This window comes from Pollutimonas rozaliensis, assembly GCF_048751585.1.
In the GTDB taxonomy this organism is placed as follows: domain Bacteria; phylum Pseudomonadota; class Gammaproteobacteria; order Burkholderiales; family Burkholderiaceae_B.
On the sequence record NZ_JAZHOB010000177.1, the window covers coordinates 1 to 263 of the forward strand.

The 263-nt window shown below is 40.3% G+C and carries 1 protein-coding gene; it reads left to right on the top strand.

All coding sequences use genetic code 11. The annotated features are described in order from the left end of the window. Positions 1–263: VOC family protein (locus V0R37_RS22465; protein ID WP_420376605.1), on the top strand; the 263-nt coding region annotated here is incomplete at both ends.

Genomic DNA, 263 nt, shown 5'->3' on the forward strand with positions numbered 1-263 from the left:
ACAGCAAATTGGCAATATCGCCCTTGTGGTCGAAAACTACGATGATGCCATTGATTTCTATACTAAAAAGCTTCAGTTTACGCTAGTTGAAGATACCGATTTAGGTGGCGGTAAGCGTTGGGTTCAAGTTTCACCACCCAATTCGAATGGGACAAATTTACTGTTAGCTCAAGCGAGTACAGATGAACAAACTCAGTTTATCGGTAATCAAACTGGCGGTAGAGTTTTCCTATTTCTACAAACGAATAACTTTTGGCGAGATT